The organism is Leptolyngbya iicbica LK (assembly GCF_004212215.1).
Lineage (GTDB): Bacteria > Cyanobacteriota > Cyanobacteriia > Phormidesmidales > Phormidesmidaceae > Halomicronema > Halomicronema iicbica.
Genome location: NZ_QVFV01000002.1, coordinates 1,465,811 through 1,483,560, shown reverse-complemented (window position 1 = coordinate 1,483,560; position 17,750 = coordinate 1,465,811). Strand labels below are relative to the sequence as shown.

General features: G+C 54.4%; 18 protein-coding genes and 1 tRNA gene. 7 read left to right on the top strand and 12 right to left on the bottom strand.

What is annotated here, in order from left to right; translation table 11 throughout:
* Positions 1 to 35: 35 nt before the first annotated feature.
* The gene (locus tag DYY88_RS13570) at positions 36 to 449 is read right to left on the bottom strand and encodes a four helix bundle protein (RefSeq protein ID WP_039727401.1); all 414 of its coding nucleotides are present in this window, start codon (positions 447 to 449) and stop codon (positions 36 to 38) included.
* 174 nt (positions 450 to 623) lie between these two features.
* Here DYY88_RS13570 and DYY88_RS13565 point away from each other — a divergent pair, with 174 nt between their 5' ends.
* From DYY88_RS13565 to DYY88_RS13545, 5 genes are all read left to right on the top strand, one after another.
* Positions 624 to 1,394, top strand: a complete 771-nt coding sequence (locus tag DYY88_RS13565; protein WP_039727402.1) for an ABC transporter ATP-binding protein — start codon at positions 624 to 626, stop codon at positions 1,392 to 1,394.
* A gap of 248 nt (positions 1,395 to 1,642) precedes the next feature.
* A complete protein-coding gene (locus tag DYY88_RS13560; protein ID WP_130199434.1) occupies positions 1,643 to 2,248 on the top strand; it encodes an HNH endonuclease in 606 nt (201 codons plus the stop codon).
* A gap of 71 nt (positions 2,249 to 2,319) precedes the next feature.
* Positions 2,320 to 4,152 (top strand): serine/threonine-protein kinase, encoded by a 1,833-nt coding sequence (locus tag DYY88_RS13555; protein ID WP_052288463.1) that lies wholly within the window; start codon positions 2,320 to 2,322, stop codon positions 4,150 to 4,152.
* A gap of 794 nt (positions 4,153 to 4,946) precedes the next feature.
* Positions 4,947 to 5,246, top strand: a complete 300-nt coding sequence (locus tag DYY88_RS13550) for an Npun_R1517 family heterocyst differentiation transcriptional regulator (protein ID WP_242517606.1) — start codon at positions 4,947 to 4,949, stop codon at positions 5,244 to 5,246.
* Between the two features lie 121 nt (positions 5,247 to 5,367).
* Positions 5,368 to 5,440, top strand: a tRNA-Glu gene (locus DYY88_RS13545).
* Between the two features lie 330 nt (positions 5,441 to 5,770).
* Here the strand turns inward: DYY88_RS13545 and DYY88_RS13540 are convergent.
* Complete coding sequence (locus DYY88_RS13540; protein ID WP_039727406.1) at positions 5,771 to 6,307, bottom strand: phycobiliprotein lyase; 537 nt, start codon at positions 6,305 to 6,307, stop codon at positions 5,771 to 5,773.
* Between the two features lie 358 nt (positions 6,308 to 6,665).
* Here DYY88_RS13540 and DYY88_RS13535 point away from each other — a divergent pair, with 358 nt between their 5' ends.
* On the top strand, positions 6,666 to 7,184 hold the full coding sequence (locus DYY88_RS13535) for a DUF2062 domain-containing protein (protein WP_044151617.1): 519 nt from the start codon (positions 6,666 to 6,668) through the stop codon (positions 7,182 to 7,184).
* A gap of 65 nt (positions 7,185 to 7,249) precedes the next feature.
* On the opposite strand, the gene DYY88_RS13530 is transcribed toward DYY88_RS13535, so the two are convergent.
* Genes DYY88_RS13530 through DYY88_RS13520 form a run of 3 tightly spaced genes read right to left on the bottom strand, consistent with a single transcriptional unit; the run spans position 7,250 to position 9,694 of the window.
* Positions 7,250 to 8,212, bottom strand: coding sequence for a pyridoxamine 5'-phosphate oxidase family protein (locus tag DYY88_RS13530; protein WP_039727408.1), 963 nt, complete (start codon positions 8,210 to 8,212; stop codon positions 7,250 to 7,252).
* Between the two features lie 39 nt (positions 8,213 to 8,251).
* Positions 8,252 to 8,653, bottom strand: a complete 402-nt coding sequence (locus DYY88_RS13525; RefSeq protein WP_201279018.1) for a VOC family protein — start codon at positions 8,651 to 8,653, stop codon at positions 8,252 to 8,254.
* A gap of 57 nt (positions 8,654 to 8,710) precedes the next feature.
* Positions 8,711 to 9,694 carry an NAD(P)/FAD-dependent oxidoreductase gene (locus DYY88_RS13520; RefSeq protein WP_039727411.1) on the bottom strand — a complete coding sequence of 328 codons (984 nt, stop codon included), beginning with the start codon at positions 9,692 to 9,694 and terminating at the stop codon, positions 8,711 to 8,713.
* A gap of 119 nt (positions 9,695 to 9,813) precedes the next feature.
* Between DYY88_RS13520 and DYY88_RS13515 the strand changes: the two genes are divergently transcribed.
* Positions 9,814 to 10,368 (top strand): TetR/AcrR family transcriptional regulator, encoded by a 555-nt coding sequence (locus DYY88_RS13515; protein WP_039727412.1) that lies wholly within the window; start codon positions 9,814 to 9,816, stop codon positions 10,366 to 10,368.
* A 135-nt stretch (positions 10,369 to 10,503) separates the two neighbouring features.
* Here DYY88_RS13515 and miaE read toward each other — a convergent pair whose 3' ends face one another.
* The 7 genes from miaE to DYY88_RS13480 form a co-directional block, all read right to left on the bottom strand.
* Entirely contained in the window at positions 10,504 to 10,593 is a 90-nt protein-coding gene (gene miaE / locus DYY88_RS25095; RefSeq protein WP_072041331.1) for a tRNA isopentenyl-2-thiomethyl-A-37 hydroxylase MiaE, read from the bottom strand.
* A 249-nt stretch (positions 10,594 to 10,842) separates the two neighbouring features.
* Positions 10,843 to 11,427, bottom strand: a complete 585-nt coding sequence (locus tag DYY88_RS13505; RefSeq protein WP_039727413.1) for a fasciclin domain-containing protein — start codon at positions 11,425 to 11,427, stop codon at positions 10,843 to 10,845.
* 90 nt (positions 11,428 to 11,517) lie between these two features.
* Positions 11,518 to 13,038, bottom strand: a complete 1,521-nt coding sequence (locus DYY88_RS13500; protein WP_044151260.1) for a sensor histidine kinase — start codon at positions 13,036 to 13,038, stop codon at positions 11,518 to 11,520.
* 3 nt (positions 13,039 to 13,041) lie between these two features.
* A complete protein-coding gene (rppA, locus tag DYY88_RS13495) occupies positions 13,042 to 13,719 on the bottom strand; it encodes a two-component system response regulator RppA (protein WP_039727414.1) in 678 nt (225 codons plus the stop codon).
* Positions 13,720 to 13,843: 124 nt separating this feature from the next.
* Positions 13,844 to 14,404 (bottom strand): hypothetical protein, encoded by a 561-nt coding sequence (locus DYY88_RS24510; RefSeq protein WP_063776182.1) that lies wholly within the window; start codon positions 14,402 to 14,404, stop codon positions 13,844 to 13,846.
* 465 nt (positions 14,405 to 14,869) lie between these two features.
* On the bottom strand, positions 14,870 to 15,472 hold the full coding sequence (locus DYY88_RS13485) for a MiaE family protein (RefSeq protein WP_039727417.1): 603 nt from the start codon (positions 15,470 to 15,472) through the stop codon (positions 14,870 to 14,872).
* A 61-nt stretch (positions 15,473 to 15,533) separates the two neighbouring features.
* Positions 15,534 to 17,501 (bottom strand): protein kinase family protein, encoded by a 1,968-nt coding sequence (locus DYY88_RS13480; RefSeq protein ID WP_039727418.1) that lies wholly within the window; start codon positions 17,499 to 17,501, stop codon positions 15,534 to 15,536.
* Between the last annotated feature and the right edge of the window lie 249 nt (positions 17,502 to 17,750).

The following is a 17,750-nucleotide window of genomic DNA, read 5'->3' as shown; positions in this document are numbered from 1 at the left end:
GGGTGAGGTGATGGGTAGGTGGAGTGGGTGTCTGGTTACTTCGAAGAGGTTGTACGTGTGTGAAGGGGGTGGGAGAGAGTCCAGGATTTGGAGTTTTGGATGAGCTTGATGAGGGTGCGGATGATGCGATCGTAGGTTTGCTTCAGGTCATCTCCTACCTGCTGGTCGAGATATTTGCACTTCACGGCAAATTCAATCCAGGTTTGGGTTTCAGCGGCTTCAGCGGTGCAGTCAGATAGCTTAGCGACAAAGGAAGCTTCATAGATGCGCTTCCGCCATGCTTCCGCCAAATTGGCACACACAGAGCGCGAAGACCGCCGCATCTGATCTGTCAACGAATACCGTTCCTCAACTGGAAATTGCTTCGACAATTCAAAAATTTGCATCGCCGCATCAAACGCGAGTTGGTAAACCTCCAAATCCTCATGCCGCCTCACCAACTGCCCCATCGCATCCGCTCCTAAATCAATTCAATCCACCCCTAGATTTCCCACCTCCCCCACCCACTCACCTACCGCACCCGCCGCACCTACTTCACCCACTCACCTACTTCACCCAGCTACCCAACCACCCTGCTACCCTGCCACTCACCTACCCTGCCACCCTCACACTCCCCCAAACCCATGCACCTCGAAATCGCCAAGGTTCACAAACAATTCGATACGCCGCAAGGGCCGTTGGTCGCGCTCAAAGACATCAACATGCATGTGGAAACGGGCGAGTTTGTCTGTGCGGTAGGGGCGTCGGGTTCCGGTAAGTCCACGTTGTTGCGACTGGTGGCGGGGCTGGAGATGCCAACGGCGGGAGAGATTACGGTGGATGGGCAGCCGGTGATTGGGCCGGGGGCCGATCGCGGCATGGTGTTCCAGAGCTACACCCTCTATCCCTGGATGACGGTGCAGGAGAATGTGGAATTTGGGCTAAAGCTCCAGGGGATGGAGGCCAAGCAGCGGCGAGAAGAAGCGTCGCGCTATCTGGATGTGGTGGGGCTGGCGCAGTTTTCGCGATCGCTGCCCAAGGAACTGTCCGGCGGCATGAAGCAGCGGGTCGCGATCGCCCGGGCCCTGGCGAACCATCCCAAGATCCTGCTGATGGACGAACCCTTTGGCGCACTGGATGTGCAAACCAAGGAAAGTATGCAGGAATTTTTGCTGGAGCTGTGGGATCGCCTGGGCATCAGCATTTTGATGATCACCCACGATGTGAGCGAAGCGGTGTTTCTCTCCCAACGGATTTACGTGCTCTCCGCCCGCCCCGGTACCATCGCCGAAGAAGTGAGCATCGACCTGGGCCAACACCGCGCCTATGCCGTGCGCCGCACCGAACCCTTTCACCACTATTGCGACGAAATCATGGATCTGCTGCGTGGGACTGCGGCCAATACTGCTCCTTAAAGACTCAATCTAATACTGCGTACGGATGCGGTGCTACATCCGGAATTACAGCCTTTTCCAGTCTCGTGAGATACACTTAGTATGTTTTGGAATTTGCTAAGAGACAGGGATGAAAGCTTACTCTATCGNNNTTCTTTGACAGACATTAAAAACTGGTTTACAAATTGCTGCTACTGCACCTCACTAGAGTGAGAAATGCTGTAGCTTACTTGGAAAGGAAATTTAGACACGCACACTAAAGGGATGAAGTGGTTGTGAACCGTAAAAGAGCAGGTGAACTGAGCAAGGCTTTTGGCTTAAATGTGGTTCAGTCAAGATACAGTGATTGGGGCAATTTCTACGGTTTAATTCAATCCTATCCCTGCGCTCTTTGGGATCGATCAGGATACATAATTTTTAGCCATGAAGATGAACTCAACATGCCTGGAATTTCGGTTTCGAAGAGAATAAATGTTCCCAAAGGAATTTCCTCGTTGGATGGTTATAAACGTGTCATGAGTGTTGCTCATCTACCTGAAGAGTTGCCTGACAGAATTGAATATAAAGAGGGAATCGTAAAGCAAATCAAGGTAAACAGATATGAGAGAGACCAAAAGGCACGTGATGCTTGTTTGTCTCACTATGGCTATGTTTGCCAGGTATGTAATATCAAGCTTTGTGATATTTATGGTGTAGTTGCTGAAACTCTTATCCATGTACATCACATCAAACCGCTAAGTGAAATTGGTGATTCCTATATTGTGGATCCTGTAAATGACTTAATTCCTGTTTGTCCGAATTGCCATGCAGTCATACATTTAAAAAGCCCTCCTTACACTCCTCAAGAAGTAAGTGAGATGTTTCGTAGAGAATAGACGGTGAGGGTGTCGCTTTTACTATGATTAAGCTCGATGCACTGATGCTGTAAACAAGCGCGAGCGATACCATGACGACCCTCTGCATCAACCCGCAATGCTCGCAACCCGAGAATGGGGACGATCGCGATCGCTGCCAGGCTTGTGGGTCACGGCTATTGCTGGGCCAGCGCTTTCGCCCGATTGAAGAATTGGGGCGCGGCGGGTTTGGGCGCACGTTTCTGGCTTGGGACGAGGCCGAGTCGCCGCCCCAGCGATGTGTGATCAAACAAATTCTGCGATCGCAGGGCAGCCGCGATCGCGACTTAGCCGAAGCGAAACGCCTTGCTAAGTTGGGCCAGCATCCCCAGATTCCCCAACTCATCGCCATTTTGGAATCAGCCCGCGACATTTGTCTGGTGCAGTCATACATCGCCGGACGCAATTTGGCACAGGTCTTGCAGGCCGACGGGGTCTTTGACGAAACGCAGGTGCGATCGCTCCTCATGGAACTGTTGCCCGTGCTGCAATACATTCACGAGCAGGGCATCATCCATCGCGACATCAAACCCGAAAACATTTTGCTGCCGACCGAGGGGCCGCCCATCCTCGTCGATTTTGGGGCCGCCCGCACCGCCCCCACCGCCACGGAACTGGAACGCACGGGCACCGTTATCGGCAGCGCTGGGTATGCTGCCCCCGAGCAAGCCCTGGGCAAAGCCGTGCCCGCCAGCGATCTCTACGGTTTAGGCATTACCTGCCTGCATGTGCTCACGGGCGAGCATCCCTTTGATCTGTACTCCGTGGCGGAAGATCGGTGGGTGTGGCGCGACTTTGTGCCGACGCCCGTGGGGGCAGCTTTGGGACGAGTGCTGGATCGGTTGGTGGCGCGATCGCTCCGCAGCCGCTATGCCAATGCCGAAGTCGTACTCGCCGATCTGGCTCCCGCCGGACTGTGGCAACCGCCCAACTCGCAATCGCTGTCGCCACTCCCTGCGGCCACCTGGCATTGCACCCAAACCTGGCCCACCCCAGGCCGCACCGTGAATGCCCTGGCCCTGAGTCCCGATGGTCGCGCCGTGTCCACCGCCAACAGCGACCACACCTTCCAACTCTGGGATCGGCAAACGGGCGAGGTCCTGCAAACGCTGGCTCCCCGTTTGGGATTCGGCGCTGGTCATCGGGATGCCGTCACGGCAGTGGCGTTTCATCCAGCCGGCGATCGCCTGATCACAGCGGGCCTAGATGGCCAGATTCTGCAATGGGATTTGACCTCTTATCGAGTCCAGCAAAGTCTGCGTCAACGCGGCAGGCCCGTGACCGCGATCGCCCTCACGCCCGACGGCACGACGTTGATTGTGGCTGATATCGGGGGGCACATCTCAGTTTGGGATTTAGACACCGGCAAGCAGCGCTTCGATCTGGTGCGCCATTCAGGTCAAGTGAACGATGTGGCCCTCAGTCCTGACAGCACTCGTCTCGCCAGCGTGTGCGAAGCGGGCACCCTCAGACTGTGGGCGCTGCCCAGCGGTCAACTGCTGCATACCTGGACCGCCAAATCCCCCCTGCGCGCGGTGGCTCTGAGTGTGAGCCCGCCCGCCCTGATCACTGGCGATCGCACTGGGCGAGTCGTTGTTTGGTCACTTCTCGATTTTGCGCAGCATGAAGTATTGGAACAGTGTCAAGATGCGGTCAGCGCGATCGCCCTCAGCGCGGATGAACGCTGGCTGGCGATCGGCAGTCGCGATGGCACCATCCCTCTTTGGCGGTGGTCATCGGTCACCCATCATCGATCGACTGAGTTGCATCACGGTTGGACTATTGGTGATTTGCGATTTGCCCCTGACGGCCACACCCTGATCAGCACTGCTGCCGATGAGACAGTGCGATGGTGGCAACTCATTGCCCCCAACCAAGTCGGTTAATATACGGAGTTGTCACACACGATGTCAGCCCAGTGAGCGAAGCGCTGAAAGCGCTAAAACCATTGGAGATCAAAGCCTGAAAAAATTGAGACTTCTGTACCACGTACCTTCAAGGCATCCAGGCCGCGAGATAACAAGATATATCTAGACGTCCTCGTGTGCTCAAATCAGTCTGTCTTGGCCGTCCTTCACAGCCAGGACAGGTCGCCTTTAGGCAGTGCGTAGTTGCCAAGTTTGAAGTTTCACTGACGACTCTTGAAAGAAGGTTGACCGCTAGTGATTACAATTGCCAGATCTTACTGAGTTCTGAGAGTGATTTTTGCTTCAGCATGGCAGTGAATTTAGCCGTATTAATGCAGGGATGCCCAAAATATTTACACCAGCTTTTGGAAAAACCTTCAATTCCTCTAAGTCTCAGTACTGAGATAATTGATGAGTAAAACCTTAATTCAGTCTTTTTACGGATGTTTAAAGGCTGTCTTGAACGTGTGTGGTCACAGGCGCAGCAAGTAATAGCAAGTGACTAGCTGTCTTCTGAAACGACTCTATTCAGGGGGATACAAAAGTTTTGAGCTGATTATGTCAGTGTATTTTGGGAAACGAGATGTTTCTTTAAAGCTAATAGCAAGAGAATTTATTAATCCGATAAAATCGTCGTTTCAGTTCGCCTTTTTCCAGGGAATCTTGGTTTTATAGAGTCAGGCACCAAAGCGATGTACTCATTCAGGGCTGTAAAGCTAATTGCTGATGAGACCGGCTCACTGCACAGCCACCACTGTTCCGATTAGGCGGGCATGACAAAGATGAAACTCTGTTCCACAAATGCGAATCCGGCAATTCAACCATCAACGCCGCAGGTGGGAATCTATGAGTGTGAAGTCACGCTCAAGTTTCGCCTGATTGAAGAGGAGCTAGCTCAGTGCGATCGCGATCAACTGTTGCAGATTCTAATCGATGCCTACTCCTATGGCAGCGATAACTATCTTGAACCCTTGCAGGCGGACGTTAGGGTGCAAGAAGTCGCGGAGTTGGATGCTTCCCCCGAGATGCGCCGTCAGGTTATCCGACTGCGCAATGCTGGCGGCCTAAAATAGCCTATACTGCTGGATGCAGAAAGCCTGCTCCAGCAAGCTTCGAGCAGTTTTCACAAACTCAGCAAATTTGTTTGACACTGTTACAGCATTTGTTTATATTAATCAGTGTCGAATAACACAGGCCCCCATCGTCTAGAGGCCTAGGACACCTCCCTTTCACGGAGGCGACGGGGATTCGAATTCCCCTGGGGGTATTACATAGCATTAGCCCTTGAGCGCTTAAAAAGCCTCAAGGGCTTTGTTTTGACTATCTTCCCCAAAGAAAAACATTCTCAACGCCTCCCGTTAAACCGAGCGTTTTGTTGGTCTGGGGTTGATGGATGGGCGTCGTAGGTAGGCGCTTCTCCTATACGCAAAACCAGTGCCTAGCATTCATTAACGCCAGACACTGGTTTTGCGTGGTTTGCTAAACAGAGAGCACTTAGGAATGAGAATTCAATTAAGTGTGGACAGTCGAGACGACTGTCTGAGGGCAAGCAAGATGCCTGCCCAACAAGACTTGGATTTTATAAATTCCTGATTCCTTAGCAGCGCTGTTCTAAATATTGACCAATCATGATTTCTTCTCCAGCTCGAGAAATGATGGTCTGTCGTGTGCGAGTCGAGTCACCGATCAATTTGATTTCTTCTTCAAAGCTTGAGCCGTCGTAGGCAGTCTTTAACACCATGGTGCGTGGCTCACGGAAAGTAAAGTCCGCCGTTACTGGTTTTGCGGTGGCAAAGCCGCGATCGCGATACAGCGTTGTGCCCCTGACCCCAAACAAAGTGGAGCCGTTGACAGGTTTTCGCTGGGTGTGGATGTAGTTACTCTCCCAAGTGACTTGAGCACCACAGATCAGTGGGGTGCGCTCTGGCAAATCATGTAGCTGATGCAAAGTCTCTAGTTCTGCTGCGTCTGCCGACAAAAACCGAATGTTGATGTAGCTCACCACTTCTTGAACATCACCACTTTTGAGCGTGTAATAGCGCCGCTTAGAGCGCCAGTCACCCTCGCAAGCTTGAAAAAATGAAGCGACCAGGGGTTCCGCCAGAATACGAGCAGTATCTAAGGAGTAGGGCATAAACAGCTATCCATTTACAGGGGATGAACTCAAAAACGCACCGCTTTGAGAGTGTTAACTTTTGTAACCTATGTCAATGCTATCGATCTGTCTCAGAATTGACAACTTGCCAGTCTTTCTTCACGCTAGGCGTATTGCCTTGGTGGCAGCGCTGATATCACTCTGTTTGATTGTCGATGTTACTGACCGCCAGAAGAGAAACCGCTGCATCCGCTACAAAAACTGTGAAGGCAAAATGAAACTTCGCTGCTTGCTCTCAACTGATTGAGGGAACTTCTAGAATAGTGACTAGTTAACGTTTTCTTTGGATTTGCTGAAAACCACAGTGCCCATCACTCCTTTACCCCATGAATCTGCTGTGTCTTCCCCTGGCCGTTTGCCTCAGTCGTCAAGCTCATCGCGCTCTTGGTGGGTACAGATCAAGCGGCGCAGTCGCTATATTTATCTGAAATTTATTCGTCTGCGAGGGCATCCCAAGGAATTGGCGCGAGGCTTGGCTGCGGGGGTGTTTGCGGGAATGTTCCCGTTGTTTGGACTGCAAACTATCATGGGGGTGGCGATCGCCTTTCGCATCAAGGGCAATCCTCTCATGGCGGCAGCAGGCACTTGGATTAGCAATCCCCTAACCTATTTGCCGATTTACGCCTTTAACTATCGTCTCGGCAGTTGGATCTTGGGGCGGCCTGTCGTCAACTTGTTTACCGATGTCGAATCGATGAAAGCTTGGCTCGAAACTGGCGCTGATGTTGGCGTCGCCTTGATGCTAGGCAGCCTGGTGATGGGAGCCATCTTTGGGACGGCTAGTTACTTTGCCGGTTTACCCCTGATCCGCCGGGCCCGTCGCCGCTATCGCCAGTTCAAGCACCCCGAATCCTGATTGTGACGCTGGGGGTGATCAGCTTACGGTGAGGAGCTTCGGGAAATTTCTGGCCTCAGGCAGTATCACCAAGCCCCCGTTTCCTGAAGAAATGGCGACACTGCGGCGGGTGACCAGGTTAGGGGTAAGCTGCCTTGAACTCGCATACCTTTCTCCGTATGAAATTTGAACAGCCGCTCAGCCCCGGCATAGCGTTCAATTTCGGGATTGCCATCCCAAATGACTTCGGCCTTGCCTGTGAGATACAGCAGGTCGCCACTTTCAAAATCGATAAAAAGCAAACCTGCTCGGGGATTCACTTCGATATTGCCAAAGGTATTGAAGTGATAGTTGCCGGCAAAGTCTGGCACTGTCAGAGTGTCGCCATCGACGCGAACAAAGCCCGGTTTGCCGCCGCGATGGGAGACATCAACCCCTTTGGCGACGCCGGCAGCCGCATCCAGATAAGCCGTCGCGATAAAGAAAGTATCCGCGGCGGCGATCGCAGCCCGTTCGGTTTCACCTAATGCACGCAGCGTTTGCAGGGGTTTGGCAGCCGCTGGCTCAAACCCTTGTAGGTCAAACTGACGCGCCTGAATATATTTGGGACAGTTGCCAAAGGTTTGCCCCACGGCAACCTCGAAGCCATCGCTGGTGATGGCGCTGACTATGCCATTGATGCGATTGCGGCGGCGGGTGTGCAGCTCAATGCCGAGAAAGCCGATGTCAGCGCCCACTGTCAGGGTCTCGCTCAGCGGATCACCAAAGAGCGGTTGTGCGGCAATGTGGAGGGTGCGATCGCTCGTCGCCGTAATAAACCCCGGTTCACCCACCAAGATTGAGGCCCAAGGCTGTCCCTCGCGATCCACTGTCCCCACTAAAAAGTAGGACAGTTGGGCATAGAACTGCTGATGCTGCTCGGGCAAAAAGTCCCGAATCATGCGGCGACCCAGTACTTCCATGCGATCGCGGGCCCCCAGTTTTGCTTGAATCGCTTGTTCGCCTGAGTGAAAGGGGGACGCTGCTTGTTGCCAGCCAGGAATCGCCATGGTCAAGGCTCCTTGATAGATGAACGGGGAGAAGTTGGACTACTGCGCTGGAGCGGTCAACTCCATCCGAATGCCACCGGGAATGATCAACATCATGTGCTGGGTGGGGCCGTTACCTAAGGGTTCCGGGGCAAATTCAATGGTGACGTCTGCGATCGCTTGGAGTTTTTCATGCAGAGCCGTGAGCGTGGCAGCTCCATCAACTTTGAGCGCAAAGTGATGCAAACCAATATTCGTGTGGCGATTAAAGGGCACCGCAGACTCTGGATCCTTTGCTTGCCAGAGGGTCAGCAACGTTGTTCCATCTGACACGAAGTAGGCCGGATAATCGGGTTTTGCCCCGACTTGTTTGAATGCCAAAACATTGACGAAAAAATCACGGGTTTGATCGATATTGGAAACGGTCAAGCCTAGATGATGAAGGCCTTGGGTGATGGCCATGGTCATTGCCTCTTTACAACGAAAACGGGACAAACGAACAAGGGAAATTCAAAGTTGTTAGGCTACCCTCTGACTGCGACGGCTGCCTTCGACCCGACGGATATCGCGCCAAATTTGGGTGGCAGCGTTGGCGCCATCGGCTGCAGCAATTACCACCTGGTTCATACCTACTTTGAGGTCGCCGACAGCAAAGATCCGAGGGTGTGAGGTGCGGTTCATGGCATCTGTCACCAGATTGCCGCCCTGATATTCCAGGTCGATGCCTTGCAGATAATCGGCGTGATACTTGGAACCCATGGAGACGAGACCAGCATCTAGTTCAACCATGGAACCATCGGCTAATTCCACCCCAGACATTTGGTGGTTTTCACCCAAGAACTGGTGGATTGGCTGTTCGTTGATGGTGTAACCGGCTGCGGTGAAGCGATCGCGTAATTCATCCTCGATCTCAAAGGCCCCGTTCGTGAACAAAGTGATGTGAGGCGTGAACCAACCGAGAGGAAACGCGACTTGCAAGCTGCTCGCGGTGCTGCCGAAAACACCGACGCGCTGGTCACGCATCTCGTAGCCGTCACAGATGAGACAAACATGCAGGTTGTATCCGGCATAGTCGAACACGTTTTTCATATCAGCCAGTTGCGGCAAGTGGTCAATAATGCCGCTGGCCGCGATTAGATAGCGCGTGCGAAACACCTTGTAGATGGGATTTTGACGCCCAATGCGCACTTTCACCGCCAACGTTTCGCCTTCATCGATCACCTCTTCCACATAGGCGTTGAGATAGTCGCCTTCGAGAGAAAGGTAGTGCTCTTTGCCTTGCTTGAGCACTTCTCTGCCGGGGGTATCGGGCGGCAATCCTAAGTAGTTGTGCAATTCTTGCATCCAGAAAGAGCGGGCTTTGCCTTTATCAATCATCAGCGTGGAGAGCAGATAGCGCTGGAGATAAATGCCAGCGGAGAGTCCGGCGGCACCGCCGCCAACCACTAATGCATCGTAAACGTGGTCATTGCGTTGATTAAGGGTTTGCTTCGTCAGTTGCATCGCAACCTCCAAAAGAGGATATCAAGTGGGAATACTTAGACCGAACGATCGGTTCAAGCTAAGTCAACTGTACCGAACGTTTGGTATACTGTCAACGTCTGCCTCCAAAAGTGTTCGCAATGCCTAAGGAAACTTACGTTCCGAGTTTGTTCTCGTTGTTTCGTCAGTACGGTTATGACGGGGCGACCCTCTCCAAGATTTCGGAAGCAACCGGATTGGGGAAGGCGAGTTTGTATCATCACTTTCCTGGTGGCAAGGATGAAATGGTGCAGTCGGTACTGGGCTATGCGGGTGAGTGGGTGCAGACAAATGTGCTGGCGCTCCTCGCTGGCGATGGCAGTCCAGAAGTGCGGCTGCAGAAAATGTGCGATCGCATTGATGAGCTTTATGCGGGGGGCACTCAGCCTTGTGTGCTGGCCATTTTGCAATCTGGCACTGGCCGCGACCTGTTTCACGACTCAGTCAAGGCGTCGGTTGAGCAGTGGATTGCCGCAATCGCTGTTGTTGTGGTCGAAGCGGGGATAGACCCAATGGTGGCCCGACAGCGAGCCGAAGACGCCCTCATTGCCATTCAAGGCTCGCTCGTGGTGTCTCAGGCGTTGGATGACCCGGCCCTCTTTCAGCGAGTGATGCAAGCGCTGCCTCAGCAGTTGTTGGCTCAGTCATCAATTTGACCAAGAGAGTATTGACAGGCTCAGTTATGGACTCACGTTTCTGGGTGCAAGGTGGCAAGCAGTTCACTTTTCACGGTGGATGGTTCCGCCAATCGTGCATGATCGCTTCGCGGTCAAAAAGGTGGTTGCTAGCACTCAGTAAGTGCCGTAGTGACGCGCTTCTGAAGCCATTAGACAGTAATAAAACTGGGCCAGCTCTGGTGCTGGACAATGGACGGCAGTCAATTCTTAGTGCTCGTGACTACGGGCTTTGAACAGCGCAGCTACGAGTCAGGAGTCCAACATTCTCCCCGTTTCTTGACGGCGAATGCGTTTACTAAGCTCGACTCTACAGGACGTTGTGGGTAGGTGCCGCAGGGAAATTTGACGCCGTTCTAGCCACTGGTTGAGCTGGTTTAAATCAGTGAATAAATAAAAAATCCCCAGAGAAGTTAATTTTCCGGGGACTCGCACTTATAAATGCTTCAGGCTTATCTAGAGTTGTACATCGGGAGGCAGCAACACCTGGTCGATAGCGTGAATCACTCCGTTGCTGGCCTGCACATCGGCCTGCACTACTGTGGCTTCATTCACTGAGACGTTGCCAGTAGCATCATCCACATTGACAGACACGGGAGTGCCAGCGGCGGTATCGACATCTCCAGACACAACTTCAGCTGCCGGAATTTCTTGGGGCAGTACGTGGTAAGCCAAAATCTGAGTGAGGGTTTCCTGGTTTTCGGGCTGTAGAAGCTGCTCCACTGTGCCTTCGGGCAGAGCTTCAAAAGCTTCATTAGTCGGGGCAAAGACGGTGTAAGGGCCTTCCGCCGCTAGGGTGTCAGCCAGGCCGGCCGCTTCAACCGCTTGTACCAGGGTGCTGAAGGTTTCGTTTCCGGCAGCCACATCAACGATGGTGCCTGACTCTTCTTCCATCGCCATTGGCTCTTCGGTGGCCATCTCTTCGTCGGTGGGTTCGACGGCGGTATCAGTGGTCGAAGCCTGACAAGCTCCGAGGGTTGCGATCGCGCCCAAGCCAACGAGGCCAATCACTAGCCGCTTTTGGAAAAAACTCTTTGACATAAACCTAACCTTTAAGCGTTTCGATACAGTCTTTGGAAAAGTTAACACCTGTTTAAAGGCGGTCGTCTCTTTCGATTGGTAGAGATACGTTCAGTCGATTGTTGGAATTGATGTCACCAGGGGGATCGCTTGAATGGGTTCTGATTCGACCATTGCCAGAGGCAGGAAAATGGCAAATGTTGACCCTTCTCCCAGGAGGCTGGTCACATCAACATGGCCCCGATGAGCCTGCACGATTTGTTGCACAATGGCCAGCCCCAGCCCCAACCCGCCAGAGGCTTTGGCTCGCTTAGAGTCAACTCGATAGAATCGCTCAAAAATCATTGGCAGTGACTCCTCGGGAATGCCAATGCCGGTATCCTGCACCTCAATCAAGGCCTGCTGTTCCCGCTGCAGCAACCGCAGCTGGATGTGGCCTCCGGCGGGGGTGTACCGACAAGCGTTGCTGAGCAGGTTCGTGATGGCCTGACGCAGTAAATTGGGGTCGGCATTTACCAGAACGGCTGTCGGTGGCAGTTCTGACGATAGTTGGAGGTCATGGACCTGGGCTTCGGTCTGCCAATCGCTGACCAGTTGCGCAAGCAAGTTGGTTAAATCCACCGTCTGCAGGTCTTCTGGGGCCAGTAGCCCTTCCTGGCGGGCCAGAAACAGCAGCTCGCTGACCAGGGTACTCATCTTTTTGGTCAGATTCACGATATTTTCCAGGCGCGGACGGACTCCCCTGGGTTGGTCGTCGGGGTCGGGAAACTCCTGCTCAAAGTCTTCTATGGCCATGAGACCAACCTGGGCATTGCTAAGTACGGCAGCCAGGGGGGCGCGGAGTTCGTGGGAGGCGTTAGCGGTGAACCGCTGGAGCTGGTCGCAGGCGTTTTCCAGGCGGTGGTTGGTGGTTTTGAGATTGTCTGCGCGGTCGGCCAGTTCTCGCTCGAGCTGGTGCAGCAGATGAAGGGCGAAGAGAGCCGCCAGGGTGCCAATCACCACCAGCAAACAGAGGGCCAGCCAGGCCACCTGCTGATAGCGATCGCGGTGCTGAATCCGCTCGGCCAGCAGCGCTTCTTCCACCGCCATGAAGCGATCGATCGCTTCTCTGGCGGTGTCCATCGTCTCTTTGCCCTCCTCCAGCCAGGCGTAGAGATCGGCGGCGGGCACCAGGGTATTGGGCTTTCCCTGGACTAGTTGCAGTTCTTGCTTGAGGAATAACTTCTGCTGAAAAATGGCCAGATTTTCGTCCGCTAGCTGGCGAATGGCCTGCACCTGTTCGACCTGGGGTGGGTTGTCGCTGACCAGGGTTTCGAGGCGATTCAGGGCACTGGGGATTTCGGTTTGAGCCCACTCGTAGGGCTCTAAAAACTCTTCGCGACGGGTCAAACCGTAGCCGCGCACCCCCGTCTCGGCATCCACCAGGGCCTTGACCAGTCGCTTGGTTTCGAACCGCACGGCTTGGGTATGCTGCACCCAGGTTTCATCTTCAGCCATACTGGCTTTGAGCCAGGCAAAGGCCGACAGAGCCGTAAACATGCAGGTGACCGGAATGGCAATAATGACCGCGCCGCGTACTCGAATCGGCAGGTTTTGCCAGGGCTGATACAGTCGTCGAGCCAGATTTGCCATAGGTCAGGAAGCGGGAGGGGCGAGGCGATAACCGGCACCATAGACCGTTTCGATCCAGGTGTCGGCGTTTAAAGTTCGCAGGCGTTGACGCAGCCGTTTAACCCGAGCCGCTACGGCGTTACTTTCGGGCTCTGAGCCCCATTGCCAGAGGGCCTGCTCGATCTGGTCGTGGGTCAATACCTGATGGGGGTGGCGCAGCAGGTATTCCATTAGCTGAAAGTCGCGGCTGGAGAGCTTCAAGCTATTATCTCCTCGCGTCACTCGCATTGTATCCAGGTAAAGCACCAGGTCGGCCACTTGCAGCAGGTCGCCACACCAGAGGGGCGATCGCCGCCGCAGGGCTCGCACTCGGGCCAGCAGTTCTTCTAAATCTACAGGTTTCACCAGATAGTCGTCGGCTCCGGCATCCAGGCCCATGACCTTATCGGCGCTGGTGTCTTTGGCAGTCAGCATGAGAACGGGAGCGGCTTTGCCCTCTTGGCGGTAATGCTGGCACAGGGAAAGGCCATCCTCCCCCGGCAGCATCCAGTCGAAAATGAGCAGGTCGTACTCTTTTTCGCCCATCAGCCAGCGAGCGGTGGTGCCATCTTCGATCGCATCTACCACATGGCCAGCATGGGTCAGAGCCGCCTGTAAGGGTTCGAGTTGTTCGGGGTCGTCTTCGACCAGCAGGATGCGCATTGAAGGGGGATGGGTTTTGGGTTTCAGAGGTTAGGGTTGCCGGGAATGGTGCTGCCCAATTATTACCTGCCCACCGACACCCGACACCCGATACCCCTCATACCCGGCTTCCCGTTCCTACACTTCACTGCACAGGCTGAACCGTAAAGGCATCAAATTCGCCGCCTTCGAATTCGCCGGTAATGGTGATGCGATCACCCACGGCAACATAACTGGCGGTGTTGTCGCCATAGACATCCCAGGCATCCACCTGGAATGTGCGATCGCCCGTGTTGAGCTGAAAGCCGTCTTCCCAGACCTGTTCAACAGTACCCGTGTAGGCATTGGGGCCAGGGCGAGAATTGGCATCTGCCGCTGGCGCATCCGTCGACACTTCCGGTGTTGCGGCAGCACTGGTCGGGTCAGAGCCCGAGCCTGTAATGGATAAGGCATCGAACTCGCGGCCTTCAAATTCGCCGGTGATGGTCAGCTCATCACCCACCGCAACATTGCTGGGGGTGTTGTCGCCGTAGACATCCCAGGTATCGACTCGCAGGGTGCGATCGCCGGTGTTGAGGCGCAGGCCATCTTCCCATACCCGCTCAACGGTGCCAGTGTAGGTGGTTTGGGCATGGCTCAGATTTGGCAGCAGCAATGCGGTGCCAAGTCCACCGACCAGCAAAGCACAGACAGCAAAGCGATTCATAACCAATCTCCGTGGGTTGAGCGAAACGAACTAGGCAAATCAAACAGTCAATTCACAATACCGACTGACTATGACCAGAAAATGACAGTTTGCTGAAAGCCTGGCTCGCTCAATACCCAATCTGCCTGTAAGTCTCCCACATCAGAGCATTACCCTTCTTTGGCGCTGCCGTTGAGCTTGTCAGCTTTTTTCTGCCAGGTGCTTATTCACATAGCAATCCGCAGTCAGGTGCCGAGAGCCCAAAGGTTTCAAGCATGGGCCTTGAATCTAAGTTTGGACAGCCGTCTCGGCAGTCCCGGCGCAGACAAGATGCTTGCACAACTAGCCTGAGACTTTATCAGATCCTGCTTCCTCAGCCCCTCGTTTTTCTGCCAAAGAAATGAACGACGCAATCCGTGCAACGCTATATGTCTGAGCAGAAACATCTTTCATCCTTAGTGGTAAAAGTGCCCGGCAGTGGCTAGATCAACTGTGTATACGGGGTTCTGGGTGTAGGGTGGCCAGTAGTTCACTTTCGATCGCGGAGAGTTCGGTGAGCCGGGCATTGACCGTTGCGCGGTCAAAGTAGGTGGTGGCGAGTACCCAGTAAGCGCCGTAGTGACGCGCTTCAGAGGCCATCAGGCTGTGAAAGAACTGAGCCAGTTCCGGTTCTGGGCAGTGGGCTGCCAACAATCCCAGGCGCTCATGGCTGCGGGCTTCGATCAGGGCCGCGACCAACAGCGAGTCCAACATGCGGTCCGGCTCTACACGGCGCACTTGTTTGCTGAGGCCAGCGCCATAGGGCGGTGCGGGCAAGGGCTGTAGGGGCACCTGCCGCCGTTCGAGCCATTGGTTCACCAATTCAAAATGGCTGAGTTCTTCTTGGGCGATCGCGGTCAAGGCTCGCACCAGCTTTTCGCTAGAGGGATAGCGGCACATCAAGTTCATCGCGACGCCCGCTGCTTTGCGCTCACAGTGAGAATGATCGAGGAGGACGGTGTCAAGATGGGCGATCGCCTGCTCGACCCAAGCCTGCGAGGTCGGCGTTTGCAAAAACTGAATACGAGCAGGGGCAGCAGCAGCGACCATGATGGCGAGGCGTAAAACAACAGCCCCATTATTTTATCGGGTTTGTCTCAGGGGCTCGGCGTTATTCTAGTGTTGCGGCATCGGACTCTGGTGCGGCGGCGTTTTGCAGTTGAGAGATTTGGAATTGGGCATCTTCATAGCAGCCCGTGCGGCCCAGGTCGAGGCATAGTTGCGCCGCCGCTTGCAAATCTTGCAGCGCCGCTGAGGGGTTGTTCATGTCGATATGCAGTAGGGCGCGATCGTACCGAGCAAACACATAAGTGGGGTCGATCGCGATCGCTTGACTCAAATCGTCCATTGCACCGGGCTGATCATTCAGCGCCTGGCGGGTCAGCGCCCGGTTATAAAACGGATCGGGACTATTGGGGTCAATCTGAATTGCAATGTTGTAATCCTGCAAGGAGCCTTGAAAATCGCCCAATCGGCGGCGCACTAGGCCCCGATTTTGATAGGCCAGGGCATGGCTCGGCCGCTGGTTGATCGCGGTCGAACAGTCACTCAGCGCCAACTCCTGCTCGTCTAAGTTGGAATAGGACAAACACCGATTGAGATAGGCCGCAGCAGCGGTGTCGGAGTCGGTGGCGAGGTCAATGGCTTGGGTGTAGTCGTTGATCGCGCCTCGGTCATCGCCCCAGTCGGCGCGGGCGCTGCCCCGATTGACGTAAGCCTTGGTCAAGGTGGGGTCAAGCTCAAGGGCTTGCGTGTAGTCGTTGATCGCCCCTTGAATGTCGCCCATGGCAAACCGAAAGTTACCGCGACTGTAGCGGTAATCAGGATGGTCGGGAGCTTGGGCGATCGCGTCAGAAATATCTGTCAAAGCCGCTTGGGCATCGCCCTGCTCAAAATAGAGCTGACTGCGAGCGGCCAGGGTTTCAGGTTGCTGAGGTAATTGCTCTAGCGCTTGAGAATAGGCGGCGATAGCGGCTGCGGGGTCTTCGGTGGCGATCGCTTCGGCTTGGGCAATCTGGCGTTGGGCGGCCAGCCGCTGGGGCAATTTGAGTCCTAGCACGGTTGCCAGACCAATGAACGCGACCACACCCACCGCCCCCAATATCGGCACGAGCCCCGGCCGCCGCGATCGCCCGGAGGGTGGGTCGGTGGGGGTGCTCTCAACGGGACGCGGAGTGGGCGAATCAGCAACCGCTTTTTCTGGCGGCATGGCTGAGACCTCCGGAACGTCTAGCAGATCCTCTAAATCGTTTAAGATTTCGGCAGCTTTTTGGTAGCGTCGCTGTGGGTGGGCGTGCACCATGCGCAGCAGCAGATTGGCAAAGGCTGGAGACATTTTGGGCACACTGCGGAGCATCGCCGTCAATTGTTCATGGCGGTTGGGAGCCTGTACTTGCGGTAGCTCCTTCGGGTCGCGCCCCGTCATCGCCTGAATCACAATCATGCCAAGGGCGTAGTGGTCACTACAAAAGAGTGTTTGGTGTTGATATTGCTCGGGGGCGACATAGACTGATGAGCTCTGCCGCTCATTGCCGTTGGTGCCGTTTTGGCCTTTTTGTTTGCCCGCAATGTGCTGACTAATATTTTTGATGGAGCCAAAATCTAGCACGACCCACTGGTTGTCGGTATGATGTCGAATCAATTTCGAAGGCTTGAGATTGCTGTGGATGACTCCGTGGTCTTGGGCAAAATGTAGCACCGGCAAAATGGCTTGCAGAAAGGCGATCGCTTCCTGCACCGTCCAGGGCTCAGACGCCGCCAGCAAATCTAACAGTGATTGCCCGGGGATAAATTCTTGAACGATAAAAAAGCTCTGATCCACATCAAACGCGGCCGAGGTATCGGGCACTTGGGGATGTTGACCAATTTCCTCCAACATGGCGACTTTTTGCTTGAGCAGCCGCAAAATGAATTGCCGCGTCATCGGATTCCGGGTTGGCAAGCGTAGCTCTCGCACCACGCATTTGGGATGCCCTGGATAGTGCACATCTGCTGCCAGGAAGGTCCTGCCTGACGGATGCGCGTTGAGGGCTTGGATAAATTGATAACGCCCCCCCAGCAGATTTTGAGGTGAAGACATATGGCAGATGATGTTGCGAAACGTTCCCTGACACGGACGACGGCTGGGCGAATCGCCGATAGCGATCGCCGATCCAGCGGTAAGTCCCTTAGATCAACTGATGGCAGTTGCCGATAGAAATGCTAGTAGATCGTTTCCCCTTATAACTCCCAAAAACGAGGGCGAGGGCACACTCAATTGATTTTTCTTCAGAGATCGTTCCCTGGGTACTGCGGTGCTGGGTTTACGGCGATCGCTGTCATCCCGCTC